We start from the raw sequence: 25,852 nt of genomic DNA, 5'->3' as shown, positions 1-25,852 counted from the left end.
CGAGTCACCGAGTCACCGAGTCACCGAGTCACCGGCAGCTCGGCCGTGGGCGTCGGCGGCTGAAGTGGTCTCCGCCCGGCCGGTGTTGCGGACCGTACCCTGGGCCCGTGGTCAACCGAGACGAGGATCCAGGACAGGTGGCGGCCCGGCTCACCGGGCGCCCGGTGAGCGGAGGGCACCGGGCGCCGGGGTCGCCCGCCGAGGTGACGCTGGACGGCGGAACACCGGTGATGGTCAAGCGCGGCGACGCCCCCGGGGCGGTACGCGCCGAGGTCGCGGGGCTGCGCTGGCTCGCGGCGGCGGGCGCCGTGCGGGTGCCGGCGGTGCTCGGGCACGACGAGCGCTGGATGGTGACCGAGCGGGTGGCGACCGGGCGTCCCATCCCCGAGGCGGCGCTGCGTTTCGGCCGCGCGCTCGCGGCCCTGCACGCGGCCGGTGCGCCCGCCTTCGGGGCGCCGCCGCCGGGCGGCCCCGAGGACGCGTACATCGGCCTCGCCCCGATGCGCAACGCCCCGGGCGCCGACTGGCCCGCCTGGTACGCCGAGCAGCGCGTCCTGCCGTACCTGCGCGGCGCGGTCGACGGCGGCACGCTCCGGCCCGGCGAGGCGGACGTGTTCGAGCGAGTGTGCGCGCGGCTGCCGGAGCTCGCGGGGCCCGCCGAGCCGCCCGCCCGGCTGCACGGCGACCTGTGGAACGGCAATGTGCTGTGGGGCGCGGACGGCGAGGTCCGGCTCATCGACCCGGCCGCGCACGGCGGGCACCGGGAGACCGACCTGGCGATGCTGCAGTTGTTCGGCTGTCCGCACCTCGACCGCATTCTCGCCGGGTACCAGGAGTCGGCGCCGCTCGCCGACGGCTGGCAGTCACGGGTCGGGGTGCACCAGCTCTTCCCCTTGCTGGTGCACGCGGTGCTGTTCGGACGCGGGTACGCGGAACAGGCGTTGACGGTGGCGCGGACGGCGCTCGCGCACTGAGTGGGGCGCCGGTCCACGCGGGCGGAACGCCTCACTCCGGACGATGGTTACACAGTGTAAGGAAACCAATCACCCGTTCGATTCGTATAAGGACGTGAAAGCCGAAGCAGGGAGAGACCATGCAACCGTTCACGCTCAACTACGCGCGCCCGGCTGTGCAGTTGGACGTCACCACTCCGTACGCGTACGACTCCGGACTGCAGTTGAACGTCCTCCCGGACGGGCGGATCGCCGCCACCGACCACGCGACGCTGAGGGCCCTCGGAACCACGACGTCGACGGCCGGTTCCAAGACGCACTTCGACGACTGAACCGCGGGCTCTGGAAGATGACCGTGCTCATCCTGACCAGTGAGGAAGACGTGACGGCGGACATGGTGGTCCTGCGGCTGGGCGAGGCGGGGGTGCCCGTGGTCCGGCTGGACCCCGCCGATCTGACCCATGGGGTGGCGCTGTCGGGCGAGTACGTGCAGGGCGTGTGCCGAGGGCATCTGTCCGTCGGCGGGCGCCTGGTGAGCATGAACGGCGTGCGGTCCGTCTGGGTGCGCAGACCCGGTGCCGCGGCCGCCCGCGCCGCCCAGCCGTCCGCCTGGCTGACCGAGGAGTCGTCGCAGGCGCTGTACGGCATGCTGCGCTGCACCGACGCGCGCTGGATGAACCACCCGGACGCCGCCCGCCGCGCCCGCCACAAGCCCTGGCAGCTGCATCTGGCGCAGCGCAGCGGTCTCGCGGTGCCCGCCACGCTGATCACGACGTTCCCGCAGGCCGCACGGGAGTTCGCGGAGCGGTTCCCCGACCTGGTGGTCAAGCCGGTGTCGGGCGCGCATCCGCAGGAGCCGCCGCGGGCGGTGCCGACCAGCCGGGTGGCGCCCGACACCGACTTCGCGGCGGTCGCCTTCGGCCCGACGCTGCTGCAGCGGCGGGTCGCCAAGCGGGCCGACATCCGGCTCACCGCCGTCGGCGACACGCTCCTGGCGGCCCGCAAGCCCGTCGATCCCGGCGCCCATCCCGACGACGTGGACGTCCGGTTCGCTCCCTCGCTCTCGCCCTGGCTGCCCGCGGACGTGCCCCCGCGGGTCGCCGAGAGCGTGCTGCGCTATCTGCGGGACGCGGAACTCGCCTACGGCGCCTTCGACTTCGCGGAGGACGCCGACGGGATCTGGTGGTTCCTGGAGTGCAACCAGTCCGGCCAGTTCGGGTTCGTCGAGATGGACACCGGCCAGCCGATCGCCGCCACCATCGCCACGTGGCTGGCGGGCGAGGAAGGCCGGGGCCGCACGTGTGCGGACGGCGCCTGCAGTGCAGGCTGTTGAGAACGCGGGGAACGGTTCGGAGAAAGGAAACGCGACATGCGCATCGGACTGCTGGGAACGGGGCCGTGGGCCCAGGCGGCGTACGCGCCCGCCCTCGCCGGGCACCCCGGGCTCGAGTTCGCCGGAGTGTGGGGCCGCCGGCCCGAGGCGGCCACCGCACTGGCGCAGCAGTACGACGTCGCCGCGTACGCCGACGTGGACGCGCTACTGGCCGACGTGGACGCGGTGGCGGTCGCCCTGCCGCCCTCCGTGCAGGCCGAGTTGGCGGTGCGCGCGGCGGAGGCCGGCCGCCACCTGCTGCTGGACAAGCCGCTCGCGGTGTCGGTCGCGGACGGGCGGGCCGTCGTGGCGGCCGTGGAGCGGGCCGGGGTGGCGTCGGTGGTCTTCTTCACCGCGCGCTTCCAGAAGGAGCCGGACGCCTGGATCGAGGAACAGGCGTCCGTGGCGGGCTGGTTCACGGCGCGGGCGCAGTGGCTGGGGGCGGTGTTCACGACCGAGAGCCCGTTCGCGTCATCGCCGTGGCGGCGGGAGAAGGGCGCCCTGTGGGACGTGGGCCCGCACGCGCTGTCGGTGCTGCTGCCGGTCCTCGGTGACGTACGGCAGGTCGTGGCGGCGGCGCACGGCCCCGCGGACACCGTCCACCTGGTCCTCGACCACGCCACCGGCGCGTCGAGCACGCTCACGCTCAGCCTGACGGCGCCGCCCGCGGCGGCCGGGGCCGATGTGGAACTGCGGGGCGAGGCCGGCGTGACGGTCCTGCCGGGCAGCTCCGAGGGAGCGGTGCCCGCCCTGTCCCGCGCCGCCGACGCCCTCCTGGCAGCCGCCCGCACCGGCCGCCCCCACCCCTGCGACGCGGCCTTCGGCCTCCGCGTCACCGAGATCCTGTCCGCCGCTCAGGCCCGTCTGACGGGCGCCGGGGACTAGACGGAGGCCACGGCTCCCGAGGGGCGGACGGGAACCGCTCGCAACCGGGCTGCCGCGCAGCCGGGGGTGCAGGCAGGGGGCCCGTCGGAAACGGGCCCCCGCTCGGTGGGGAGGCGGGGGAACGGGGCCGATCGGGGACCGGGCTGTGCCCGCTCGGCCGGGGGTACGCGCGCGGGGCCCGCCGGAAACGGGCCCCGGCCGCCGGTCACCTCTGCGTCAGCGTGTCACCCGGCACTGGCGACGCGCTCGGCCCAGTAGTTGACGCGTTCCCGCACCACCGGGTAGCCGGCCCGGGAGAAGTGCGCGGCCATGGGGAAGTTGCCCTGGTCGGTGGCCCCGGCGACGAACTCGGCGCCCTGTCCGGCCAGGAAGAGGGTGCACTCGACGAGCAGATCGTAGGCGTACCCGTGCCCCCGGTGTTCCGGCACGACGCCGATGAAGCCGACGCACGGCCCGGAGGGATTGCGCCCGGGGATGTGGATGCCGACCGGCTCGCCCTCGCGGGTGCGGGCGATCTGCCACCAGGAGCGCGGTGACGGGAGCCAGTGGAAGAAATCGAGTTCCTCCTGTGCGGCCCGGTCGACGCCGCCCTGCGCCATGGCCCGGCGGGCGTGCGCGTCGAGGGTGGCGGAGTGGATGCGGCGCAGGAGGCCGAAGAAGACGGCGTCGTCCGGTTCTCCGGTGAAGACGAGCCGTCCGGGCCGCTCGGGCACGCCGCGGTCCGGAGTCCAGCGGTAGAGGTAGCGCTCGACCAGGGGCGTGTAGCCGGCCCTGCCCGCCGCGTCGGCGCGGGTGTCGGCGGCGGCGCTCAGGGCCGGATCGTCACGCCAGCCGGACGGCAGGTCGAGCTCCAGCTCATCGGTGTGCCAGGGCGCGGTCCGCAGCAGCTCGGCTCCGGCCTCCGCCTCGCCCTCGGCGACGTCGAACCAATTGATCACGAGCGGCTCGCGGTCCTCGGGCCGCCCCCACCAGGCGGCGCGGGCCACGGTCCGGCCGTCGCGTACGGCGATGCGCTGCCACTCGGGGCGGAAGCGGACGAGCCGGAGCCGCTCGGCGAGTCCCAGCGGGTCGGACATGGTGTCGAAAAGGTGCGCACTGCTGTCGTCGAGCGTGCGGATGACCAGCGCGGTCATGGGTTCCTCCGGGATGCGTGCTGCGTGCAGCGGGATGGGCGCTCCCGGTCAGGCGTGGCACACCCTGGTGACGGGGAGGGGGGAGCGCGGGGTGACAGTGGCCATGACGCTCGCCTCCTCTCCAACCGTCTCGGGCGTGCGGCCTCACGCTAGACGGGTCACGGGCACGGCGTCGACCGGTTTTCCGGTCCTGCCGATGTGCCCGTCGGCCACGGTGGGCCCTTGTCCCGGCCGCGGCGTAGCGTGGGCGTGTGGGATGGGTGCGCGGCTGGTCGTCGCGTGGGATTCAGGAGGACCGCGGCTGGTTGCGGGGCGCCCCGCCGCCGTGGTGGGTGCGGCTGCTGCCGGTGCTGCTGCTCGTCACGGTGACCGTGGCCGGTCTGGTCACACCGCACGCGAGCGATCTCGGATTCCTGCTGGGCGCCATTCCGCCGCTGTCCGTGCTGTCGTACGGGCCGATGTGGACGGCCGTGCTGGGCGGTCTGGTGGTCGTGGCGCTGAACCTGCCCGACACCCATCTGAACCGCCCCGGCAACACCGACCTGCTGACCATTGTGTTCGTCGCCCTGCTGAGCGTGTTCGTGTCGTTCGTACGCAGCCGGCGCGACGCACAGTTGCAGGTGGAGCGCACGATCGGGGAGGCGGTACAGCGTGCGGTGATGCCGCCGCTGCCGGAGCGGGTCGGGCGCATCGGGTGCGCGGGCTTCTACCGGGCGGCCGAGAACGGCACCCTGGTGGGCGGGGACTTCTTCGACGTGCGGCAGGGGCCGTACGGCGTGCGGGTGGTGATGGGCGACGTGCGGGGGCACGGCCTGTCGGCGGTCGCGACGGTGGTGTCGCTGCTGGGCGCGTTCCGGGAGGCGGTGCTGGACCAGCAGGACCTGCAGTCCGTGGCGGGCCGGATGGACCGCCGGCTGACAGCGGACTGCGCGGGCGTAGGGGACGGGGAGCTGTTCGCGACCGCCGTGCTGCTGGAGTTCGCCGACGACACGCGGTCGGTGCGTGTGGTGGCCCGCGGTCATCCGGCACCGGTGCTGCTGCACCGGGGAGCCGCGCGGGAGATCACCGTCACGCCGGGCACGCCGCTGGGGCTCGGGCTGGTCGGCGCGGAGTCGCCGAAGGAGGTCACGGTGCCGCTGGAGCCGGGCGACCGGCTGCTCCTCGCCTCGGACGGCGTCTGGGAGGCCCGGAACACCGCGGGCGCCTTCTATCCGCTGCCGGACCGGCTCCCCGCTCTCGCGGACACCGGCCACGACGAGCTGCCCGCCGCGGTCTGGGCGGACCTGGCCCGGCTGGGCTACGAGGTGCGCGACGACGCCACCATGCTGGTCCTGGCACCCGACCCCGCCGCTCGCCGCACCCGTGTGCCCTGAGCGTTCCGTCAGCCCACGTCCCACAGGAAGCGGTGGGTGTGGATGGCGAAGTAGGGGAAGGACTGGATCTCGCGGACGCCCTCGACGGGGCGCACCACGTCGTTGACGAAGTCCAGCAGCTCCTTGGGCCCCGGGGCGACCACCTCGGCGAACAGGTCGAACCCGCCCGAGGTGAGCACCGAGTAGACCACCTCGGGCCGCTCGGCGAGGGCATCGGCGACGGCGCGCGGATCGCCGTCGACGCCGATGCCGAGCAGGGCCATGGCCTGCCCGCCCATCGCCATCGGGTCGGTGACCCCGACCACCTGGACGGCCCTGGAGTCCAGCAGGCGCTGCAGGCGCTGGCGGGCCGCCGAGGCGGACAGGCCCACCCTCGGGCCGAGGTCGGCGTAGGCGATGCGGCCGTCGGTCTGCAGCTCGCGCAGGATGGCCCGGTCGATCTCGTCCACGGGTGTCCTTTCGTGGGTCGGGCGCCGGCCCCGCTGCTCAGCCGGCCAGCTCGCCGAGGGCGGCGGCGAACACCTCGGTGTGGGTGTCGACGTCCTGCTCGGTGGTGTCGGGGCACATCAGCGCCATGTTGTGGAACGGGGTCAGCAGGATGCCCCGGTTGGCGAGGTACAGGTGCAGGAAGTCCTCCAGCTCCGCGTCGGAGGCCGCCGCGGACTCGGTGCCGGTGCGCGGCGCCGGGGAGCTGAAACGGTACTCGGTGCGCGCGCCGAGCCGGCTGACGGACCAGGGCAGCGCGTGGGCCTCGATCACGGCGCGCACGCCCGCCTCGAAGCGCTCGGCGAGCTTCGCCATCCGCGCGAACGCCTCGTCGGTGAGCACGTGCTCCAGCGTGGCGCGGGTCGCCGCGACCGACAGGGCGTTGCCGGCCAGGGTGCCGCCGACGCCGCCCATGTCGACGAGGTCGAGGTCGGCCCGGGCCAGGAGCCGGTCGGCGAGGTCGGCGGACAGGCCGTAGGCGCCCGCCGGGATGCCGCCGCCGATCGCCTTGCCGATGGTGAGCAGGTCGGGCTCGAGGTCCCACTCGGCCGTGCAGCCGCCGGGGCCCGCGGAGAAGGTGTGGGTCTCGTCGTTGATGAGCAGAGTGCCGTAGCGCCTGGTCAGCTCGCGTACGCCCGCCAGGTAGCCGGGCTCGGGCAGGACGATGCCGATGTTGGTGAGGGCGGGCTCCATGAGGACGGCGGCGACGTCGCCGTGGGCCAGTTCGCGCTCCAGCCCGGCCAGGTCGTTGAACTCGGCGACCCTGCTGGTGAGCGTGACGTCGCAGGGCGCGCCGACGTTGCCGGGGCGGGCCGTACCGGTGCCGTCCCGGCCGACGACGATCAGCGATTCGTCCACGCTGCCGTGGTAGCAGTAGCTGTTGACCAGGATCTTCGGTCGGCCGGTGACGGCGCGGGCGAGCCGGATGGCCCAGCGGTTGGCGTCCGTCGCGGTCAGCGAGAAGCTCCAGCGCGCCAGACCGAAGCGGCGGGTCAGCTCGGCGCCGACCCACTCGGCGTCCTCCGTGGGCAGCATGGCGGTGGCCCCGCCCAGTCCGGCGAACCGCCGGTGCACCGCGTCGGTGACCGCCGCGGGTGAGTGGCCGGCCATGGCGCCGGTGTCGCCGAGGCAGAAGTCGATGTACTCGTGCCCGTCCACGTCCGTGACCCGGGCGCCGCGCGCCCCGGCGAGATAGCGCGGAAAGGCGCCGGCCGTCTTGTTCATCCAGGTCATCGGCACCCGGCCGAAGAGGTGCTCGGCCCCCGCGTAGGCCGCGCGCGAGCGCGGGTTGCGGCGTTCGGCCTCGGCGCTCTCCCGGGCCAGGAGGGCGTGCAGTCGCGTGCGGTCCATGGAAAACCTCGCTGGATGCGGTGACGGATGCGGTGAGCGTACGACCGGAACATGAGTACTTTCAAGACTTGCCGATCGAATCGAGTGTCCGAACAATCGAATCGCGCGTCGAGCCGATGCGCGCGCACCGCCGGGGTGACGCATCCTCCCTCGCTCGCCTGACGAACCGGCACGCGAAGTTCGAACGTGCCACCTCAAACGCCAGGCCGCGCCACCCCTTCCGCCACGTAGAAATATCTACGAGCATGCCTGTGCCGGGTTGCTGTGCAGGCAAGCGAGGACGTCCGGAGCAGTGCATGACGAACACGATGTGGATGCGGGGCGTGGAGTGGCTGGCGGCAGCGGCGGCCGATCCTCGCGCGTGCAAGTGGAGGTGGGACCACGGCGAGGGGATCGCACTGCTGGAGGCGGGGCGCTTCTGGGACGTGCTGAGCGTCCCCGAGCGGCTGGGGCTGCTCACACTGGACCTGTTGTGGCGGCCGGGGCTGCCGGTGCCGGGGCCGACCCTGGTGGACACCGCGGCGGGGCGGGTCGGCTTCTTCCTGCCGCCGGATCCGTCCGGGGGCTGGGTGGGCACCGGGCTGCGCTACGCCACCAAGGGCTCCTGGGTCGCCGTACCGCCGCCGTACCGGCCCGCCCGCTCCCTGGAGTGGCTCGTGCCGCCCGACGGCACCGGCACGCTGCACACGCCCGGCACCCTGGAGGAGTCACTGCGCCACGCCAACGGCAGGCTGGCCGTCCTCACGCCGCCGCGCGGGCAGTAGCGGATCAGCGGCGCTCGGCTCCGGGCCGGACCGCGCGGCCGGCCGCTCCCCGCGGCACGTCCGGTTCGGCGGGCACGGTGCGGCCCTGCGCGCGCCACTCGGCGACGAGCCGCGCGTAGATCGGCTCCCGGGTCGCCGGCACACGGGCGCCGTCCACACGAACACGCGCCGCCTCGCGCCGCTCCTGCCGACGCCTGAGCACCAGCGGCGGGTTCCGGTTGACCGGGCCGGGGTTCGCCTGATCCGGACGGTCGGCCGCCTGGTCCGTGCGCTCTCCTCGCGGCCTCTGATCCATCCGGTTCATCCCGTCCTCCGCTTCATCCGCCCCTCCGATGCATGCCGTCCTCGGATACGCCCCGTCCTCCGGTTCAACCCGCCCTCCGGCCGTCCGGCCCCTCCCGCCCCGGTTCACCCCGTCCTGCGACCCTCCGGCCCATCCGCTCCCCCGGGTTCATCCGGTCCCCGCTGCATCCGGCCCTCCGGCCCATCCGGTGGATCCGATCCAAGCCGTCGATCCGGCCCACCCGGCTGATCCGATCCAAGCCGTCGATCCGGCCCACCCGGCTGATCCGATCCAAGCCGTCGATCCGGCCCAAGCGGTTCATGCCGGGGCAACGCCCAGGGCGCGCCGGCGGTACGCCCGAGTCGTTCCGCTCACCGGGTCGGGTGAGGCCATCGCTCGAACGGGGCCTTCCGCCCGTCGGACAAGCATCCCGGGTCACCGTCCCGGAGGCGGACGTACGCACCCTGGCCGCGACCCCGGCCCTGACCCTGGGCCCGGCAGCTCGACGCGTCCGTGCGGCGGGCGATGCGCGAGGCGAACGTGCCCGGCGTGACCGTGGGGCATCTGGCCCCCCGGGCAAGGGAGTTGCGTACGCCCCTTCGGGGTGGCCGACAGGAGCACCGGCCGCCCGACGACATCGGACCTGTGGACGCGCATCGGCGGCGAGCCGGTCAGCGGCTCGGGTCGTGCATCGAGCAGCACATCCTCTTCCCGGGCGCCGGCCACGGGGTCGGCGTCTTCGACGTGCAGGGGTGGATCGGCCGCAACGGCTGCGTGTCCGGTGACGAGTCCCTGACCGAGTGCCTTCCGGCCACACGGACGAGCCTGGTGGTGCTGCCCGACACCGACGCCGGCCATGCCGGACAGGAGCCCTCCACCCTGCTCGCCCGGGCGATCACGCAGATCGTCTCCCCGCGCCACGTGTTCGACCTGCCCGTGCGGCCGGCGGCCGGCTGACCGGCGCAAGTCGGCCAGTTTCCCGGGCGAGCGGGATTTCACCCTGCGCGCCCGGCCGACGACACGGTGTACTTGGCGGTGACCCTCACCGGAGGCCGACCGTCTGGAGACCGTCGTGACCGTCACCGACCGCATCGCCCTCGACCCCTTCGGCACGGACATCGTGGCGGAGAGCGCCCGGCTGCGCGCCCTCGGCCCCGTCGTACCGGTCGAGTTGCCCGGCTCCATCCCCGCCTGGGCGCCCACCGGTTACGAGATCCTCAAGCAGCTGATCCTCGATCCCCGCGTCAGCAAGGACGCGCGCCTGCACTGGCGGCTCTGGCCCGAGCTGGCCGAGCGCCCGTCCTGGAGCTGGATGGCGAACTGGGCGGGCGTGGTCAACATGCTCTCCACCTACGGCGCCGACCACGCCCGCCTGCGCAAACTGGTGGCGCCGAGCTTCACGCACCGGCGCACCGAGGCGATGCGGCCGCGCGTGGCGGCCCTCACCCGCGAGCTGCTGGACGCGCTGGAGGCCGAGGGGGCCGACGGCCGCGTGGTCGACCTGCGCGCGGGGCTCGCGCACCCGCTGCCGATGCGCATGATCTGCGAACTGCTCGGCGTGCCCGAGGAGTTGCGGCCGGACGCCGCGCGGCTCATCGCCGACATCATGAACACCTCCGACACGAGCCACGCGTACGCCTCGTCCGTGCACGAGCGGATCGGCTCGGTGCTGGGCGCGCTGATCGCGCGCCGGCGGACGCACCCGGGCGACGACATCACCACGGAGCTGATCCGGGTCCGGGACGACGACGGCGACCGGCTCTCGGACGAGGAGCTGCTCCACACCCTGCTGCTGGTGGTGAGCGCCGGGTTGGAGACCACCGTGAACCTCATCGGCAACGCGGCCGTCGCGCTGCTGACCCGGCCGGCCCAGCTGGCGGCGGTGCGCTCGGGGGCGTTCGGCTGGGACGCGGTGGTCGACGAGACGCTGCGCGTGCATCCGTCCATCGCCGCGCTGCCGCTGCGGTTCGCGGTGGAGGACCTGAAGGTGGCGCACGTGACGATCCCCGCCGGGGACGCGATCATCACGACCTACGCGGCGGCCGGCCTGGACCCCGCGCACTTCGGGCCCGACGCGGCCGTCTTCGACGCCGCGCGCCGGGCCGAGGACCATCTGGCGTTCGGGGTCGGGGTGCACCGCTGCATCGGGGCCCCGCTGGCCCGGCTGGAGGCGCTGACGGCGCTGCCCGCGCTGTTCTCGCGCTTTCCAGGGCTGCGGCTGACGGCCGGCGCCGACGAGCTGCGGCAGGTGCCGTCGTGCATCGCGCACGGCTGGCAGGAGATCCCGGTCCGGCTGGCGCCCTGATCGCAGCGGGGGGCGGACCGCGGGGCCGACCGGTCCCCCGTTCCGGTCGGGCCCCGCCGAGTGCTGAACCTACGTGCGGCGGCCCGCCGGCGCCAGCGCACCCGTGCCCGGCAGCTCGTGCGGGGCACTCACCGGTGCACAGCCGAGTCCGGTTGGTCCTGGTTCGCCGGGCCGAGCGCGGGCACCGCGAGTTCGCCGATGACCAGGTGGGCGAGGACGACCTCGTACAGGTCGGTGCCGCCGGTCAGCAGCCGGCGTTCCAGGACGGGTTCGGCGGCCCGGACGTGTTCGCGCACGGTCTGGGCGTGCACGCCCCGCGCCTCGGCCGCGTGTTCGGCGTTCGCGCCGGCGGCCAGCCAGGCACGCAGGGTGCCGCGCAGGTCCCGGCCGTCCCCGTCGAGGCGGCCGAGCAGAGCCTCGGCCCAGGAGCGCAGCGCGCGCGTGCCGAGCAGGTCCGCGAACCGCACCGGGGCCGACGGATCGGGCGCCGTGCCGGTGGCGTCGTACGAGCCGTGCGCCGCCTCGGTGTTCAGCGCGACGTGTACCGCGGCGCGCACGGTCAGTGCGGAGAGGTCGGCGCCGAGCAGCGCGGCGACCCGGTCCATGCGGGCGCGGACCGTGTTGCGGCTGACGCCGAGCACCTTGGCCGCGCTCACCGCGGTGAACTCCAGGCCCAGCCGGGTGGTGGCGAGCAGTTCGGCACGCACGTGGTACGGCAGCGCGTCGAGCGGGCGCAGCACGGCGGTGGACCACGCGCGCAGGGCGGCGGGGTCCATGAGGCGGGCCGGGCGCGGGCGTTCGGCGTAGACGGCGGCACGGTCCGGCCGGAAGCGGGCGACGGCGAGCGCGGTGACCGCTTGTCCGTAGGCGGCGGCGGTCAGGGCCAGGCGCTGGCGGCGACTGCCGCCGAGGAAGGTGCCGGGCCGGTCGGCCACCAGGGAGCGTAGCCGCCCCTCCACCTCGGGCGACGGGCCGACGACGATGACGTGTTCGTCCACCGCGGGGCAGCGCACCACGAGCGCCGTGCCGTCGGTGGCCGACAGGCACGCGTCGGCGATCCGGTCGCGTTCGGTGGCCGCGCCCTCGATGACATAGACGTGCGCGCTGTCCTCCTCCAGCAGGCCCGGCCACAGCCCGGCGGCGACGCGGCGCGCCGAGACGGTGTCCTCCACCATGAGCAGTTGCAGGATCGCCAGCCGCAGATCGGCCGTGGCGCGCCGCAGCCGGCGGCCGGCGTCGGCCAGCTCACGTTCCCTCAGGAGCAGTTCGAGCACGGAGGCGGTGTGGCCGAGGATCTCCGTGGTGTGCCGGTCGAAGGGGGCCGGGCGGGCCGCCGCCAGCACGGCCCGCGCGGCCGGGTCCGGTCCCGGCTGCCGTATCCCCACCAGGCGTACGTGCCGGGCACCGTCCTGCAGCGCCGCCGCGGCGACCCGGCCGGCGGCGACGTCGGCGACCACCTCGGCGTCGAGCGGCAGCGGTTCCCCGGCGAGGAGGGTGCCGCGGGCATCCCGCAGGCACACCGACGCACGCGTGCTGCGGGCGAGCCAGGCCACGAGCCGGCCGAGGTCGCGGCCGGCGGGCCGCAGCTGGTCGAGCAGATCCCGGGCCCAGGCGTCGTCGGCGCCGTTCGGCGGCCGGGACGCCGGAGCCTCGTCCGGGCAGCCGGCCATGTTCCCCACTCCTTGCCGTCAAGTTGTCGTCAAGTCGACTTGACATTCGCACCGGGACATTACCCGACCGCCCGCGCGCCCGACCTCCGCGCCGGGACACGGCTCCGCCGGCGGTCCGGGGGGGGGACGGGCCGCCGGCTCGGACGCCGCGTCCGGGGCGGGGGAAGGCCCTGGACGGCTCGACCGGTCGCCTGCCCCGCGGTCCGGGGAGTGCGCCCGCGGGTGACGAGGCACTCCGGGCGGATGCCCCCGGCGCCTGGACGACAGGCCTCCGTATCGGCTCGTGCCCCACCCGGCGACGGCATAAGCTCGGTGAATGGCGAAGTACTTCGACGTGCATCCCGAGAACCCGCAGGCGCGCAGTATCGCGCAGATCGCCGACGCCGTGCGCTCGGGAGCGCTCATCGCATACCCGACCGACTCCTGCTACGCGCTGGGCTGCCGCCTGGGCAGCCGCGACGGGATGGACCGGATCCGCTCCATCCGCCACCTGGACGACCGGCATCACTTCACGCTGATGTGCCGGGACTTCGCGCAGCTCGGCCAGTTCGTACGGGTGGACAACGACGTGTTCCGGGCGGTGAAGGCGTCGACGCCCGGCAGCTACACCTTCATCCTCCCGGCCACCCGTGAGGTGCCGCGCAAGCTGCTGCACCCGAAGAAGAAGACCGTGGGGGTGCGCATCCCGGACCATGTGGTCGCCCAGGCGCTGCTGGCGGAGCTGGGCGAGCCGCTGCTGTCCAGCACGCTGCTGCTGCCGGACGAGGAGGAGCCGATGACCCAGGGCTGGGAGATCAAGGACCGGCTGGACCACGCGGTGGACGCGGTGGTCGACTCCGGCGACTGCGGCACCGAGCCGACGACGGTGGTGGACTTCTCCGGCGGCGAGGCGGAGATCGTCCGGCGGGGCGCCGGGGACACCTCGCGGTTCGAGTGAGGGCGGCGCGGGGCCGGCCGCGGAGGGCATGGATCTTGCGTGGCAGCATGGAACGTACGGCGCACCCGCAGCACACAGGGGCATCCGCCGCACGTCACCCGCTCTCAGGAGGCTGCCCGGCATGACCGACGTACAGGGAACATCCGTCGACATCGCGACCGGCGACGGCACCGCCGACGCGTACCTCGCCCGTCCCGCGGACGGCGAGCCGCACCCGGGCGTCCTGTTCTACCAGGACGCCTACGGGCTGCGCCCGCAGCTGCGGGCGATGGCCGACCGGCTGGCGAGCGCCGGGTACACGGTCCTGGTGCCGAACGTCTTCTACCGGCACGGCCGCACGCCGATCGGCGAGGTGCCGGAGTTCATCGACCCCGCGGCCGACCCGACCATCTGGCGGCGGATCGGCCCGGTGATGGCGTCGCTCACCTCCGAACGGGCCGAGCGGGACGCGGACGCCTATCTGCGATACCTGGCGGACAGCCCGTTCGTGGCCGACGGGCCCGTCGCGCTGACCGGTTACTGCATGGGCGCCCGGCTGGCCCTGCGTACCGCGGCCACCCACCCCGACCGGGTGGCGGCAGCGGCCGGTTTCCACGGCGGGCGGCTGGTCACCGACGACCCGGACAGCCCGCACCGCCGCGTCGAGGGCATCACGGCGGAGCTGTACTTCGGCTTCGCCGACCAGGACGCCTCCATGCCCGAGGAGCAGATCCGGCAGCTGGAGGACGCGCTGGCCGCGGCCGGTGTGCGGTACACGTCCGAGGTCTACCGGGGGGCGCGGCACGGCTACACGCAGGCCGACACCCCCGCGTACGACCGCCAGGCCGACGACCGCCACTGGGCGGCGCTGCTCGACCTGCTGAAGCGGACCTTCTGACAGCGGCCCACGGCGCCCGCCGTGCGGTGGGCGCCGGGTGGTCCGGTCCAGATGATTGACATGGACGCGACTGCGCCGCACTCTGAGAGCGCTCTCAAACTGGTACGGACCAAGTCCGTACGACCCCGACCCCACACGGAGGTGGAGAGTGCTGCACAGACTCACACGCCCCGCGCTGCCCCTCGCGGCCGCGGCCGCCCTGGTCGGCGGGCTCCTCGCACTCGGCGCCCAGGACCGTGCCGGAGCCGCCGTGCCGGACACCCTCGCGCTGACGATCACCAACGACTCCGGCCGTTCCGACCCCGTCTACCTCTACGACCTCGGCACCCAGCTGTCCTCCGGGCAGCAGGGCTGGGCCGACGCGAACGGCACCTTCCACGCCTGGCCGACGGGCGGCAATCCGCCGACTCCCGCGCCGGACGCGGCGATTCCCGGCCCGGCCGCCGGGCAGTCGCTCACGATCCGGATCCCGAAGTTCTCGGGCCGGATCTACTTCTCCTACGGCCAGAAGCTGGTCTTCAAGCTCACCACCGGCGGACTGGTGCAGCCGGCCGTGCAGAACCCGTCCGACCCCAACCGGAACATCCTCTTCAACTGGTCCGAGTACACGCTGAACGACTCCGGGCTGTGGCTCAACAGCACGCAGGTGGACATGTTCTCGGCGCCGTACGCGGTCGGGGTGCAGCGCTCCGACGGCAGCGTGAGCAGCACCGGGCACCTGAAGCCCGGCGGCTGGAGCGGCTTCTTCGGCGCCCTGCGCGCACAGCAGGGCGGCTGGGCCGGCCTGGTGCAGACCCGCTCCGACGGCACCTTCCTGCGGGCGCTGTCCCCGCTGTACGGCGTGGAGACCGGCGCGCTGCCGGCCGGCGTGATGGACGACTACGTCAACCGGGTCTGGCAGAAGTACTCGACGCAGACGCTGACCGTGACCCCGTTCGCCGACCGGCCGGACACCAAGTACTACGGCCGGGTCTCGGGCAACGTCATGAACTTCACCGACTCCTCCGGCACGGTCGTCACCAGCTTCCAGAAGCCCGACGCGGACAGTGTCTTCGGCTGCCACAAGCTGCTGGACGCGCCCAACGACCAGGTGCGCGGGCCCATCTCCCGCACGCTGTGCGCCGGCTTCAACCGCTCGACGCTGCTGGTCGACGCGAATCAGCCGGACACCAGGACGGCGGACTTCTACCAGGACTCGGTGACCAACCAGTACGCGCGCGCTGTCCACGCGCAGATGGCCGACGGCAAAGCCTATGCCTTCGCCTTCGACGACGTCGGCGACCAGGAGTCGCTCGTCCAGGACGGCAACCCCCGCCAGGCGTATCTGACGCTGGATCCACTCGGCTGACAGCGGACGGTCCCGTACCCCCGGCCTCAGCCGGGGGTACGGGACCGCGGTCGTGCGGGTCAGCTGGTCGTCAGGGCGGTGTCGTCCACGACGAAGCTGGTCTGGAGCGAGTAGTCCTCCACGCCGTTGAACTTCAGGGTGACCGTCTGGCCCGCCAGCGAGGACAGGTCGAAGGTCTTCTGGCTGTAGCCCGAGGCCTTGTCGAGGTTCGAGTACGTCGCCAGCGTCTTCGAGCCGGCGGTCACCGTCAGCTTGTCGTACGCCGTGCTGGTGGTGCCCTCCGAGCTGTCGATGTGCAGGTAGAAGGTCAGCGTCGCCCTGCAGCCCGCCGGGATCGTCACCGACTGGGACAGCGTGTCGGTGTGCGAGGTGCCGTAGCCGTCCAGCCAGGCCTTGTACGAGCCGCTGTGCGCCGCCTCACCGCTGTCGGTGGTGATGACGCCGCTGCTCGCGCTCCAGCCGGTGGCGCCGGACTCGAAGCCGGGGTTCTTCAGCAGCTGCGTCGAGGTGCAGCCGCCCCCGCCACCGGAGTTGACCGTCCAGCTGAAGCTCGCGGTGCCGGACGCGCCGGTGGAGTCGGTCACCGTGACGGTGGTGTTGTACGTACCCGCCGTGGTCGGCGTGCCGCTGATCAGGCCGCTGGAGCTGTTGATGGACAGGCCCGCCGGCAGGCCGGAGGCGCTGTACGTCAGGGCGCCGGCGTTGGTGCTGCTCGCCTGCACCTGGAGGCTGACGGCGGTGCCGACGGTGGAGGTCTGGCTGCCCGGGTTGGTCACCGTGACCCCGTTGCCCGGCGGGGTGACATGGCTGCCGACGTTGATCCCGGCGAAGGCGTTGGCGACCCCGGCGTACTGGGCGGAGTTGGCGCCGTACAGGGCGGTGGCCGCGTTCAGCGCGGCGGTGCGGGCGCCGGCGTAGTTGGTGCTCGACGTCATGTACGACGTGAGCGCCTTGTACCAGATCTGGAGCGCGGCGGCCCGGCCGATGCCGGTGACGGCCACGCCGTCGGAGGTCGGGCTGTTGTAGGTCACGCCGTTGATGACCTTGGTGCCGCTGCCCTCGGACAGCAGGTAGAACATGTGGTTCGCCGGACCCGAGGAGTAGTGGACGTCGAGGTTGCCGACGCCGGAGTACCAGGAGTCGGCGGAGCCGCCGTCCTTGCTGGGCTTGTCCATGTAGCGCAGCGGGGTGCCGTCGCCGTTGATGTTGATCTTCTCACCGATGAGGTAGTCACCGGGGTCGGAGGAGTTGTTGGCGTAGAACTCCACGCCGGTGCCGAAGATGTCGCTGGTGGCCTCGTTCAGGCCGCCGGACTCGCCGGTGTAGTTGAGGCCCGCGGTGTTGGAGGTGACGCCGTGGCTCATCTCGTGCCCGGCCACGTCCAGCGCGGTCAGCGGGTCGTTGTTCCCCGAGCCGTCGCCGTAGGTCATGCAGAAGCAGCTGTCGTCCCAGAACGCGTTCACGTACGAGTTGCCGTAGTGGACGCGGGAGTAGGCGCCGACGCCGTCGTTGCGGATGCCGTTGCGGCCGAAGGTGTTCTTGTAGAAGTCCCAGGTCTCCTGCGCGCCGTAGTGGGCGTCCGCGCCCGCGGTGGCCGCGTTGGAGTTGGTGCCGTCGCCCCAGGTGTCGTTCGACTGCGAGAACAGCGTCCCGGTGCCCGAGGAGCCGTGGTTGAGGTTGTACGTCTTGTGACCGCCGCGCGCCCCGTCGGTCAGCGTGTACGTCGAACCCGACTGGGTCGTGGTGAGCGTCACCTGGCCGCTGTACCGGGTGTTGCCGATGCCGGTCCTGACCGCCTGGTACCGGTACAGCTCCTTGCCGGTGGTGGCGTCGGTGATGACGTGCAGCTGGCTCGGCGTGCCGTCGTCCTGCAAGCCGCCGACCACCGTCTCCCAGGCGAGCTTCGGGGTGCCGTTGCCGGCCCAGATCACCTTGCGGGCGCTGTCGGTGGTGGCCTTCTCGGCGTCGAGCGCCCGGGCGGCCTTCAGGGCCTTGGTCTCGGCGGCGGACTTGGTGAAGGTCGCGGTGGTGGAGGCGACCTTGATCCGGTTCTTGTTGTTGTAGGTGGTACTCACGGTCCCGGCGGCCAGCGAGGCGGGCGGGGTGTGCACGATGAGGTCGCCGCCGAGCACGGGCAGGCCGGCGAAGGTGCGCTCGTAGCGCGTGTGCACCGTGCCGTCGTTGTCCTTGACGACGTCCTTGACGACCAGTTTCTCCTGGGCGCCGAGGCCGAGGGTGCGTGCGGTGGCGGCGGCGTTCTCCCGGGCGCTCTGCATCAGCGCGTCGTGCTGGGCCGGGCTGAGCCTGGCCTCCAGGGCGCCGGTGCGCAGCGGGCTGGGGTGGGCGGCGGCCGGCGCGGCGGCCGCCGGGACCGCCTGCATGCCGAGGGCCAGGAAGGCCGCGGTGGAGACCAGGGCGGCTCCGACCGTGGCCCGCTTGCGGGACGGACGTCCCTGGGGAAGACGTCCTTGAGTCAGTGATCTGTGGGGTCTCACTCGTACTCCTCCTGCTGCGGCCGCCGGGTCGCGGCCGGTGACAGACCGGACAGACGGGTCTGCTGCCCGGGCGAGCTGAGCTGTGCGGGACCGTGATCCGCGAAGACAACGTGGGGGATCAGCGTGCGGGGGGAGAATGACAGGATTGACCCGTCCATGTCACTCAAAGGCGCCTCAATCGAGGGTTTTCCCTATGACGTGGCTCACCTCGGTGCGACGCCCAGATGCCGCTGGAGAGACCGCACTTGATGCAGCAGGTTCTCCGTGCGGGCCGAGCCGACCGGCTGGTGGCCCTCGCCCGGCAGGAGCAGCACGTCGTGCGGGCGGCCCGCGGCGAGCAGCGCCTCGGACAGCCGGAGGGTGTGCGCGGGCAGCACCTTGGGGTCGGCGAGGCCGTGGACGAGCAGCAGTGGCCGGGTGAGCCGGGGCACCTCCCGCAGCAGGGAGCAGGCGTCGTACCGCTCGGGGTGGCGGTCCCGGTGGCCGAGGAACCGCTCGCGCCAGTGGCCCGGGTAGCGCCGCTGGTCGGTCACGCCGGCGCCGGCGCCGGCGCCGGCGGCATGGAAGACGTCCGGGCGGCGCAGCACGGCCGGCGCGGCGAGCGAGCCGCCGAACGACCAGCGGCGGATGCCGACCCGGCCGGTGTCGAGAACGGGATGGGCGCGCGCGGCCTCCCGGAGCGCGGCCTGATCGTCCAGGACCGGCCCGAACAGGTCGCCGTGCACCGCGCGTTCCCAGTCGGGCCCGCGTCCCGGGGTGTCCCGGCCGTCCGCCACCAGCACCGCGAACCCCTGCTCGGCGAACCACTGCGACACCAGCGTCCTCCAGTCGTGCGCGGCGGTGACCCGCCGACTGCCCGCGCCGCCGTAAGGGTCGAGCAGGACCGGGAGCCGGCCGTCGCTGCGACACGGCTCCCACTTGAACATTCCGCTAACATGTTCGAACTCGCGATGATCACCGATCGCTAGCGGCAAAATGCTCTTTTCATCAGCAAGTGAACCAATCAACCAACGTCTGACAAGCCGGCCCACAATTGATATCTATAGCGTCGCGGGTGTTTTCGCGAATACGACTCAGAACCTTCTTCTCCGCGGGGTGTCGACCACGGGCAATACTGTGGACCGCGGCGGGTACGGCGACTCTCGCATTCCTCGCCGCACTGGAAATCACCGCACGTCACTGCGGTTTGCCCGGTCCGATCACCCAGCAGGCACAAGAGGTGATAGTTCCGCCCAAGTCAGGCTTCCTGCTGTACGCCAGTCTTGCCTTGACGATGGTGGTGCTCCCCCGGCGGCAACGTCTCCTCGCCGCGGGTGCCGCGATCGGCATCGACGTCGTCTTCATTCTCGTGCGGTGGGCAGCCCACATCAGGGTGACCCAGGGCCACCCCTTCGGCAACGGCGCGTTGTGGGTGATCCTGGGCTGCGCCGTCCTTGCCGTGACCCGGCGCACCGGCCAGGAACGCGTGTTGCTCTTGAAAGGGGTCGGGCTCGCCCTGTTGCTGGTGGCCGGCCGCAAGACCGGTGACACCTGGCTGCTCATCACGTCGAAGACCCGATCGATGGTGCTCGACCAGTACGTGGCGACCGCCGATCACGCGCTGGGCAATCCCTCGTGGTTGGTGGGCCGGATAGTCAGGTCCACCGGCCCGATCGGCGCCGGCGCTCTCAACATCGTCTACGGTCAGCTTGCGGTCGCCGCGGTCGTCGTGGCCTTTTACCAACTGCGCAACGTGGCGGCCGAACGCCGCTTCCCGGACCACCATCTGGTGCGCACATTCCTGGCCATCGGCCTCCTCGGTCCCATCATCTACATGCTGTTCCCGGTGGTCGGACCGGTCTTCGCCTTCGGTGCCGACGGCGGGAGTTGGGCGATCGCACACCTGTGGCCGGACACCCCCACGCCGGTCAACACACCGCACCCGATGCCCTTCGACGGAATCACTCCGCGCAACTGCATGCCCAGTCTGCACACCGCGTGGGCCACCACGATTTTCATCCATACCCGCCGGAGCCCACGGGCGCTGCGCATCGCCGGCACGTTCTGGCTGGTCGCCACGCTCGGCGCAACGCTCGGATTCGGCTTCCACTACGGCGCGGACATCGTTGCCGGCGTGGTATTCGCCTACACGATCGAGGCGGGGCTGCGCTCGCTCGCACATGGCTGGGACCGGTCCGCAATCCAACTGGTCGCTCACGGCACAGCGGTCTTCGCCGCACTGCTGCTGTCATATCGCTATCTGCCGGTGCAGATGGCCACCCGTCCATGGCTGTTCGGACCGCTCCTCATTCTGGCGATGGCCTCCGTGGTGCACGGCTATCTGCGGACAACCAGACGGTGGGAACCGAAAGCCGCACCGGCACGCCGGCCGGAACCACAGCCCGGGCTGGTCTGACCTCGCCCTCTGGAGTCCGTCTCCCGCGCCGCCCGGCTCGGCCGCCAAGCTGATGAGCCCGCTTCTGCCCGCCCTCCACCGCTCCCTGAACCGACCGACCGACGGCACCGGGCAAGCAGCATCCCTCCCTCAGTCGCATCGACGGCTCGTCGGATCACCCTTGCGGGGCTTCTCGGCGACGCCCGGGTGCGGGACGGTCAAGAGCCCCTGTCAGCCGTACACCGCCGCGGGCCGTCGTGACGTGCCGTCAGTAGAGGCTGTTCATGGCCCGGCGCACCTCCTCGAGCGTGGCGTCGGCGAGGGCGTTCGCGCGGGCGTTGCCCTCCCGCAACACCCGGCGCAGCTGACCGCGGTCCTGGGCGTAGTGCGCGCGGCGGGCGCGCAGGGGAGCGAAGTACTCGTTGACCGCTTCGGTGACGTGCCGCTTCAGCGCGCCGGCCCCTCCGGAGCCGATCTCCTCGGCGACCTGCTCGGGTGCGCGGTCCTGGCAGAGGGCGGCCAGCAGGACGAGGGAGGACACCTCCGGGCGGCCGGCCGGGTCGTAGGTGATGTGCCGCTCGGAGTCGGTCCTGGCGCGCCGGATCAGCCGGGCGGTCTCGTCCGCGTCCGCGGCCAGCGCGATCGCGTTGCCGCGGCTCTTGCTCATCTTGGTGCCGTCGGTGCCGAGCAGGAGCGGTGCGGGCGACAGCAGGGCCTCGGGCTCGGGCAGGACGGCGGTTCCCCTGCCGTAGCGGTCGTTGAAGCGGCGGGCGACGGTCCGGGTGATCTCCAGGTGCGGGAGCTGGTCCTGGCCCACAGGGACGAGGTTGGCCTTGCAGAACAGGATGTCGGCGGCCTGGTGCACGGGATAGGTGAACATCAGGCCGCTGACGGAGGGCTGCCGCGAGTGGGCGATCTCGTCCTTCACGGTGGGATTGCGGTTCAGCTCGGCGACGGACACGAGGCTGAGGAACGGCAGCAGCAGCTGGTTCAGGGCGGGAACTGCGCTGTGCGTGAAGATCGTGGCCCGCCCCGGATCGAGGCCGATCGCGAGGTAGTCCAGCACCAGCTCCTCGACGTGCCCGGACAGGTCGTCGGCGACGTCCCGGTCGGTGAGCACCTGGTAGTCCGCGACGAGCACGAACGTCTCCACCCCGAGGTGCTGCAGCCGGACCCGGTTGTGCAGCGTGCCGAAGTAGTGCCCGAGGTGCAGCCGGCCGGTGGGACGGTCCCCGGTCAGCACCCGGAATCGTCCCGGGTCCTCGTGGATCAGCCTCTCCAGCTCCGCGCTGCGGGCCCGTGCAGCCGAGGTCCCGAGTCCGTCGGCCGGGGCGGCCGAGGCCCGGATGGTGCCTGACACGGCGTGCGGCATGGCATTCATGAGTTCTCCTGGTGGGTGAGTGCCGCCGTCGGGACGGCAGCCGCACCCCGGGCCAGGGAACGCACACGGGCCGTCCGTCCGAACGGCCCGGTCGTGTCCGAGGGTGGCCGCTCCTTACGAGGAGCGCCACCAGTCGAGACACGAGAGACGATGCATGCCCCGATCATAGCGTCTCCCGGTGCGAAAACCCCGGTCACGCACGGGGATTGAGCCCGGCCCCGGCCTCCCGGCCCCGGCCGGTACGTTGTTACGGTGCACCGCGTGTCTGACTCCTCACGCGATACCGCACAGGGCGCCGGCTGGGGCTCGGCCGAACCGGGCGCCTACAAGCAGCTGATGCCGGACCACGTCGAGAAGCTGTCGTGGCTGAACCCCAGGACGCTGTGGGCCGCCCGCAACGGCGTGCTGGCGTCCTGGTTCGGGGACCCGACCGGCCGTACCCGCAGCCGGTGGGTGGCCCGGCGGGAGGCGGCTGGGGCGTCGGCCGACAAGGTGATCCGGCGGGACGTCCCGGACCGGTTCTCCTTCATGGTCGTCGGGGACACGGGCGAGGGCGACGACGCCCAGTACGCCGTCGTGCCGGGCTTTCTGAAGGTGGGTCGGGACACCGAGTTCGCGGTGATCGCGAGCGACGTCATCTACCCGGTGGGCAGCATCGACGACTACGGCGAGAAGTTCTTCCGGCCGTACCGGGACTACCCGGCGCCGATCTACGCGGTACCGGGCAACCACGACTGGTACGAGGACCTCGGCGCGTTCATGCGCGTGTTCTGCGCCGACACCCCGCCGCCGGCGCCGGAGCCCCGGCCCCGCCCGCTCACCCGCGCCTGGTGGCGCGCGCTGCTGTGGCACAGGCCGCGGCCGGCCGACGAGCAGCGGTTCGCCGCCGCGTGGCGGCTGCGCGCGGCGCCGGGACAGCGGGCCGAGCAGCCGGGGCCGTACTGGGCGATCGACGCGGGCCCGGTGCGGATCGTCGGCATCGACACCGGCCTGCTGGGCACGATCGACGCCGAACAGGGCGCCTGGCTGCGCGAGGTGTCCCGCGGTCCCCGACCGAAGATCCTGATCACCGGCTCGCCGCTGTACGTCGACGGCGAGCACCACCCGTGCCCCATCGAGGGCGGCGGCACGGTGGACGACATCGTCCGGGACCCGGAGCACCACTACGTGGCCGCGATCGGCGGCGACATCCACAACTACCAGCGGTACCCGGTGAACGTGGACGGTCGCACCATCCAGTACGTCGTCTCGGGCGGCGGAGGGGCGTTCATGCACGCGACCCACACCATCCCGAGGGTGTCGGTCGGGGGCGTCACCGAGCGCGAGTTCCGCTGCTATCCGCTGCGCGGCGACTCGCTGGCGTTCTACAGCCACCTGTACGGCCGCCGGCTGCGGCTGCGGCGGTTCTTCACGCTGAGCGAGGCCGAGGCGTCGGCCGTGGTCGCCGACTACCTGGGCATCGAGCCGGGCCGCGCGCCGGGACCGGACGGCCGGGTCACCCGGCGCACCCGCCTGGTGGCGGCGCTCCTCGGGGCCGGCGGCCGCCCCGACCGCACCTCCCGGGTCCGGCTGCCGGTGCGGAAGATGTACACCCAGCTGTTCTCGCCGTCCTCCGCGACCTACAGCCCGCCCTTCTTCAAGTCGTTCCTGCGCCTGGACGTGTCCGCCGAGGAGGTGCGGCTGCGCTGTTTCGCGGCGACGGGCAACCGCGCGCAGGAGATCGACCCGCCGGTCGAGGACGAGGTCACCATCCCGCTGACCTGATCACACGGTTGTCACACTCGCCTGCCAGAATCGGGGCGGAGCCGACGTACGACCGCTGGAGGAACCCGTGCCGCCCGACCCTCGCCCGCTGCGCAAGCTGGGCTTCCTCACGATCGGCCTGTTCGACCCGGCGGATCCGGCCCGGGGCCACGCGTCCACGCTGGAGATCATCGAGCTGGGCGAGCGGCTCGGCTTCGACAGCGCCTGGGTCCGCCACCGGCACCTCCAGTACGGCATCTCGTCGCCGGTCGCCGTGCTCGCCGCCGCCTCGCAGCGCACCCGCCGCATCGAGTTGGGCACCGCCGTGACACCGCTCGGCTGGGAGAATCCGCTGCGGCTGGCCGAGGACCTGGCGACCGTCGACATCCTGTCCGGCGGCCGGCTGAACCCGGGGGTGAGCGTCGGGCCGCCGATGCACTTCGAGCAGGTCCGGCACGCCCTGTACCCGGACACCGCGGACGCCGAGGACTTCGGTTACGAGCGGGTGCGGCGGCTGCTGGACCTCGTGCGGGGCAAGCCCGCCACCGACTTCAGCGGCACCGAGGGCTTCGAGACGTTCTCGGACGTCGTCCAGCCGCACTCCCCCGGGCTCGGCCGCCGGATGTGGTACGGCGGCGGCAGCCTCCGTTCGGCGCGCTGGGCCGGTGAGCACGGCATGAACCTCCTGACCAGCAGCGTGGTCAAGGCCGAGGATCCGCAGGGGCCGCCGGACTTCGCCGAGATCCAGCGAGCGCACATCCGCGAGTTCCGGGACCACCACCCCGACGGCGCGGCGGCCCGCGTCTCGCAGGGCCTGGTGGTGATACCGACCGACTCCGCCACCGCGGAGCAGCGCGCCAGGTACAGGGAGTACGCGGCGGCGCGGCTGCCCCGCACGGCCGCCCCGCAGGGCCCGGCGCGGCTGCTGTTCGCGCCGGACCTGGTCGGCACCTCGGACGAGATCGCCGAACGGCTGCACGCGCACGCCGCGTTCCGCGAGGTCGACGAGGTGGCCTTCGCGCTGCCCTTCACCTTCGGGCACGAGGACTACGTGCAGATCCTGACCGACATGGCGACGAGACTGGGGCCGGCGCTGGGATGGCGGCCCGCCGGCTGACTCACCACCGGCCCGCTTCCGTGCCGGTGACCGGTTCGGACGGCCTGCCGTCCACCCCGACCGGGACGTCGCCCCGGAGCATCACCCGGTGCATGATCCGGGGAGCGTCGAGGTGGGCGTGATCGCCGGGGGCCAGGTGGATGGTGGCCCGGTTGTCCCAGAAGGCGACGCTTCCGGGTTCCCAGCGGAAGCGGACCGTGTACTCGGGGCGCACCGCCTGCTCCAGCAGCATCTGCAGCAGGGCCGCGCTCTCGGGGCGGGAGACACCGGCGATCTGCTCCACGTAGTAGCCGTTGACGAACAGCACCCGCTCCCCCGTCTCCGGGTGCACCCGCACCAGCGGGTGCACGGAGGCCACCTGATGGTCCAGGAGGTGGTGCAGGTACGCGTCGTCACCCGGCCGGGGCTGGTAGCCGACGCCGAGCCGGTGCTCGGCGCGCAGCCCGTCCACGAAGGCGCGGACCGGCGCCGACAGCCCGGCGTAGGCGGCGGCCAGATTGGCCCAGGTGGTGTCGCCGCCGTAGGGCGGGACGCGCTCGGCGCGCAGGACGGTCGCGGCCGGCGGGTCGATCCGGGCGCCGTGGTCGCAGTGCCAGCCCCGCAGCAGGGTGTGCCGGCGGCGCTGCAGCCACTCCTCGTGCTCCATGCCGAACCGGCCGCCCAGCTCCAGCCGGTCCGCCGTGGTCTCCACCTCGGGGAAGTCCGCCGGTGAGGCGCTGCCCCGCCGGCCGAGGACGACCGGCTCCCCGAAGCGGCGCGCGAAGGCGACGTGCCCGGCGTGGTCGAGGCGCTGGTCCCGGAAGAACACCACCTTCCAGCGCAGCACCGCCTGCCGGATCAGCGCGACCACGGCCTGGTCGAGCGGTCCGGCGAGGTCGACACCGGTGATCTCCGCCCCGACGTGCCCGGCGACCGGTCTCACCTCGACGCCCTCGACCCGCTCCGGCTCGTCCACGGCCCTGTCCGTCGTCATGCGCGCTCCCGTGCTCGTCGGTGCCGGCTCCCT

Annotated in this window: 23 protein-coding genes; 14 read left to right on the top strand and 9 right to left on the bottom strand. The window is 72.9% G+C overall.

Annotated elements, in window-relative coordinates; genetic code table 11:
• The first annotated feature begins 137 nt into the window (after positions 1-137).
• The 4 genes from ACLU3S_RS14600 (at position 138) to ACLU3S_RS14585 (ending at position 3,210) form a co-directional block, all read left to right on the top strand.
• Positions 138-974, top strand: coding sequence for a fructosamine kinase family protein (locus tag ACLU3S_RS14600; RefSeq protein ID WP_413952252.1), 837 nt, complete (start codon positions 138-140; stop codon positions 972-974).
• Between the two features lie 119 nt (positions 975-1,093).
• Positions 1,094-1,285 (top strand): putative ATP-grasp-modified RiPP, encoded by a 192-nt coding sequence (gene tgmA / locus ACLU3S_RS14595; protein WP_020938095.1) that lies wholly within the window; start codon positions 1,094-1,096, stop codon positions 1,283-1,285.
• Positions 1,286-1,302: 17 nt separating this feature from the next.
• Positions 1,303-2,286: an ATP-grasp ribosomal peptide maturase gene (gene tgmB, locus ACLU3S_RS14590; protein ID WP_413952246.1), complete on the top strand. Its 984-nt coding sequence runs from the start codon at positions 1,303-1,305 to the stop codon at positions 2,284-2,286.
• A gap of 36 nt (positions 2,287-2,322) precedes the next feature.
• A complete protein-coding gene (locus ACLU3S_RS14585) occupies positions 2,323-3,210 on the top strand; it encodes a Gfo/Idh/MocA family protein (protein WP_413952245.1) in 888 nt (295 codons plus the stop codon).
• A gap of 224 nt (positions 3,211-3,434) precedes the next feature.
• Here ACLU3S_RS14585 and ACLU3S_RS14580 read toward each other — a convergent pair whose 3' ends face one another.
• Positions 3,435-4,343, bottom strand: coding sequence for a GNAT family N-acetyltransferase (locus tag ACLU3S_RS14580; RefSeq protein ID WP_413952244.1), 909 nt, complete (start codon positions 4,341-4,343; stop codon positions 3,435-3,437).
• Positions 4,344-4,594: 251 nt separating this feature from the next.
• Here ACLU3S_RS14580 and ACLU3S_RS14575 point away from each other — a divergent pair, with 251 nt between their 5' ends.
• Complete coding sequence (locus ACLU3S_RS14575; RefSeq protein WP_413952243.1) at positions 4,595-5,716, top strand: PP2C family protein-serine/threonine phosphatase; 1,122 nt, start codon at positions 4,595-4,597, stop codon at positions 5,714-5,716.
• A gap of 8 nt (positions 5,717-5,724) precedes the next feature.
• Here the strand turns inward: ACLU3S_RS14575 and ACLU3S_RS14570 are convergent, their stop codons facing one another.
• Complete coding sequence (locus ACLU3S_RS14570) at positions 5,725-6,165, bottom strand: Lrp/AsnC family transcriptional regulator (RefSeq protein WP_413952242.1); 441 nt, start codon at positions 6,163-6,165, stop codon at positions 5,725-5,727.
• 37 nt (positions 6,166-6,202) lie between these two features.
• Positions 6,203-7,552, bottom strand: a complete 1,350-nt coding sequence (locus ACLU3S_RS14565; RefSeq protein ID WP_413952241.1) for a transaminase — start codon at positions 7,550-7,552, stop codon at positions 6,203-6,205.
• A gap of 296 nt (positions 7,553-7,848) precedes the next feature.
• Between ACLU3S_RS14565 and ACLU3S_RS14560 the strand changes: the two genes are divergently transcribed.
• Complete coding sequence (locus ACLU3S_RS14560) at positions 7,849-8,316, top strand: hypothetical protein (protein ID WP_413952240.1); 468 nt, start codon at positions 7,849-7,851, stop codon at positions 8,314-8,316.
• A gap of 4 nt (positions 8,317-8,320) precedes the next feature.
• Here ACLU3S_RS14560 and ACLU3S_RS14555 read toward each other — a convergent pair whose 3' ends face one another.
• Positions 8,321-8,611 carry a hypothetical protein gene (locus ACLU3S_RS14555; RefSeq protein WP_413952239.1) on the bottom strand — a complete coding sequence of 97 codons (291 nt, stop codon included), beginning with the start codon at positions 8,609-8,611 and terminating at the stop codon, positions 8,321-8,323.
• A gap of 633 nt (positions 8,612-9,244) precedes the next feature.
• On the opposite strand from ACLU3S_RS14555, the gene ACLU3S_RS14550 reads away from it, so the two are divergent.
• Together ACLU3S_RS14550 and ACLU3S_RS14545 are read left to right on the top strand one after the other, a co-directional pair.
• The gene (locus ACLU3S_RS14550) at positions 9,245-9,556 is read left to right on the top strand and encodes a hypothetical protein (protein WP_413952238.1); all 312 of its coding nucleotides are present in this window, start codon (positions 9,245-9,247) and stop codon (positions 9,554-9,556) included.
• 115 nt (positions 9,557-9,671) lie between these two features.
• Positions 9,672-10,904 carry a cytochrome P450 family protein gene (locus ACLU3S_RS14545; RefSeq protein WP_413952237.1) on the top strand — a complete coding sequence of 411 codons (1,233 nt, stop codon included), beginning with the start codon at positions 9,672-9,674 and terminating at the stop codon, positions 10,902-10,904.
• 128 nt (positions 10,905-11,032) lie between these two features.
• On the opposite strand, the gene ACLU3S_RS14540 is transcribed toward ACLU3S_RS14545, so the two are convergent.
• A complete protein-coding gene (locus ACLU3S_RS14540; RefSeq protein WP_413952236.1) occupies positions 11,033-12,574 on the bottom strand; it encodes a helix-turn-helix domain-containing protein in 1,542 nt (513 codons plus the stop codon).
• Positions 12,575-12,890: 316 nt separating this feature from the next.
• On the opposite strand from ACLU3S_RS14540, the gene ACLU3S_RS14535 reads away from it, so the two are divergent.
• From ACLU3S_RS14535 to ACLU3S_RS14525, 3 genes are all read left to right on the top strand, one after another.
• A complete protein-coding gene (locus tag ACLU3S_RS14535) occupies positions 12,891-13,511 on the top strand; it encodes an L-threonylcarbamoyladenylate synthase (RefSeq protein WP_413952235.1) in 621 nt (206 codons plus the stop codon).
• A 121-nt stretch (positions 13,512-13,632) separates the two neighbouring features.
• Positions 13,633-14,388, top strand: coding sequence for a dienelactone hydrolase family protein (locus tag ACLU3S_RS14530; protein WP_413952234.1), 756 nt, complete (start codon positions 13,633-13,635; stop codon positions 14,386-14,388).
• Positions 14,389-14,536: 148 nt separating this feature from the next.
• Positions 14,537-15,736, top strand: coding sequence for a glycoside hydrolase family 64 protein (locus tag ACLU3S_RS14525; protein WP_413952233.1), 1,200 nt, complete (start codon positions 14,537-14,539; stop codon positions 15,734-15,736).
• A 59-nt stretch (positions 15,737-15,795) separates the two neighbouring features.
• Here the strand turns inward: ACLU3S_RS14525 and ACLU3S_RS14520 are convergent, their stop codons facing one another.
• On the bottom strand, positions 15,796-18,117 hold the full coding sequence (locus tag ACLU3S_RS14520) for a M4 family metallopeptidase (protein WP_413952251.1): 2,322 nt from the start codon (positions 18,115-18,117) through the stop codon (positions 15,796-15,798).
• Between the two features lie 317 nt (positions 18,118-18,434).
• Complete coding sequence (locus ACLU3S_RS14515; protein WP_413952232.1) at positions 18,435-19,157, bottom strand: alpha/beta hydrolase family protein; 723 nt, start codon at positions 19,155-19,157, stop codon at positions 18,435-18,437.
• Positions 19,158-19,342: 185 nt separating this feature from the next.
• Between ACLU3S_RS14515 and ACLU3S_RS14510 the strand changes: the two genes are divergently transcribed.
• On the top strand, positions 19,343-20,626 hold the full coding sequence (locus ACLU3S_RS14510) for a phosphatase PAP2 family protein (protein WP_413952250.1): 1,284 nt from the start codon (positions 19,343-19,345) through the stop codon (positions 20,624-20,626).
• A gap of 247 nt (positions 20,627-20,873) precedes the next feature.
• Here the strand turns inward: ACLU3S_RS14510 and trpS are convergent, their stop codons facing one another.
• Positions 20,874-21,986, bottom strand: coding sequence for a tryptophan--tRNA ligase (gene trpS, locus ACLU3S_RS14505; RefSeq protein WP_413952231.1), 1,113 nt, complete (start codon positions 21,984-21,986; stop codon positions 20,874-20,876).
• Positions 21,987-22,247: 261 nt separating this feature from the next.
• Between trpS and ACLU3S_RS14500 the strand changes: the two genes are divergently transcribed.
• A complete protein-coding gene (locus tag ACLU3S_RS14500; RefSeq protein WP_413952230.1) occupies positions 22,248-23,750 on the top strand; it encodes a metallophosphoesterase family protein in 1,503 nt (500 codons plus the stop codon).
• Between the two features lie 67 nt (positions 23,751-23,817).
• Positions 23,818-24,846 (top strand): LLM class flavin-dependent oxidoreductase, encoded by a 1,029-nt coding sequence (locus ACLU3S_RS14495; protein WP_413952229.1) that lies wholly within the window; start codon positions 23,818-23,820, stop codon positions 24,844-24,846.
• 1 nt (position 24,847) lies between these two features.
• Here ACLU3S_RS14495 and ACLU3S_RS14490 read toward each other — a convergent pair whose 3' ends face one another.
• On the bottom strand, positions 24,848-25,819 hold the full coding sequence (locus ACLU3S_RS14490) for a TauD/TfdA dioxygenase family protein (RefSeq protein WP_413952228.1): 972 nt from the start codon (positions 25,817-25,819) through the stop codon (positions 24,848-24,850).
• Positions 25,820-25,852 lie beyond the last annotated feature (33 nt).

It is taken from the genome of Streptomyces sp. AF1A, from assembly GCF_047340315.1.
In the GTDB taxonomy this organism is placed as follows: Bacteria; Actinomycetota; Actinomycetes; order Streptomycetales; family Streptomycetaceae; genus Streptomyces.
The sequence above is the reverse complement of the archived record's forward strand: the minus strand, read 5'-3'. Positions and strand labels throughout refer to the sequence as shown.